Source organism: Streptomyces boncukensis (assembly GCF_011045075.1).
In the GTDB taxonomy this organism is placed as follows: domain Bacteria; phylum Actinomycetota; class Actinomycetes; order Streptomycetales; family Streptomycetaceae; genus Streptomyces; species Streptomyces boncukensis.
Genome location: NZ_JAAKZZ010001069.1, coordinates 1 through 752 on the forward strand (window position 1 = coordinate 1; position 752 = coordinate 752).

The window sequence follows — 752 nt, forward strand, 5'->3', positions numbered from 1 at the left end:
AGCCGGGGTTGATGCAGCAGCCCGGGTACTGGCTGGACCAGATCCGCCGGACCGTCCGCTTCGCCGACGGCGTCACCGCCCTGCAAACCATGGGCGTGACCGCCTGCCTGGAACTGGGCCCGGACGGCGTGCTGTCCGGCATGGCCCAGGAAACCGCCCCCGACACGGTCTTCGCACCGGTACTCCGCAAGGACCGGGACGAGACCGACACCGCCCTGACCGCGATCAGCCGCCTGTGGACGGTGGGCGCCGGCGTCGACTGGGCGAAGGTGTTCGCCGACTGGGGCGGCCGGGCGGTCGACCTGCCCACCTACGCCTTCCAGCGTGACCGGTTCTGGCCGGAACCCTGGGTGAGCCCGACCGTGGGTGACGGGGCCGACTCGGCCTTCTGGAACGCGGTCGAGCGTGAGGACCTGGAGGAACTGGCCGGTCTGGAATCCGCACTGCCCGCACTCACCGCGTGGCGCAGACGTCACCGGGAACGCTCCACCCTGGACTCCTGGCGCTACCAGGTCACCTGGAAGCCGCTGACCGATCTGCCTCCGGCTCCCCTGTCCGGCACCTGGGCGGTCATCGGACAGGAGGAGACGGACGTGTCCGCGGCGCTGGCCGCGGCCGGTGCGAGGGTGGTGAACATTCCGGCCGAGGAGGCCGCACAACTGCCCGACATCGCGGGGGTGGTGCTACTCGCGTCCGGCTGGGCGGACACGCTGGCCGCGGTGCAGGCACTGGGTGAGGTCCCGGCACCGCTG

General features: G+C 71.8%; 1 pseudogene. It reads left to right on the plus strand.

The window, feature by feature from the left end:
• Positions 1-11: 11 nt before the first annotated feature.
• Positions 12-752 (plus strand): annotated as a pseudogene (locus G5C65_RS37970) (hypothetical protein); the annotation flags it as partial.